General features: G+C 58.0%; 1 protein-coding gene. It reads right to left on the bottom strand.

Features of this window, described 5'->3' with window-relative positions; genetic code table 11:
• A partial coding sequence (locus DW917_RS18025) for a SpvB/TcaC N-terminal domain-containing protein (RefSeq protein ID WP_305000152.1) occupies nt 1–343 on the bottom strand: 343 nt, incomplete at both ends.

Below are 343 nucleotides of genomic sequence, written 5' to 3'. Positions count from 1 at the left end.
GGCTGAAATCACCGCCTTGGCGGGTGTAGAACTGGCGGTCAGCCTTTCTGTTCATCTTCTCGCCACGGTGTGCGACTCCCATCTGTCCGTTGTCGTCCATGGTGGAGAGCATTGAACCGGACAAGAGATAAGTCTCCGTCTCTTTTGACTGGTCATAACGAGGCACGCCCCACCGGGTGTCAAGCGTAATGCTTGGCACGCTGACGTTCCAACCCTCGCCAAGCCAACTGCTACCGCCCTCGCTGCTGTACTGCAAGCCAAGGCTTGGCTGCATACCGTTTCGTGCTGGCGGCATCTCGAACGGATACTGCAGGTTGGCAGAGCCACGGTTGTTTGCGCTTGG

Origin of the sequence: Prevotella sp. AM42-24, assembly GCF_003461825.1 — a bacterium.
GTDB classification, from domain to species: Bacteria; Bacteroidota; Bacteroidia; order Bacteroidales; family Bacteroidaceae; genus Prevotella; species Prevotella hominis.
This window is presented reverse-complemented; position numbering and strand designations above follow the sequence as displayed.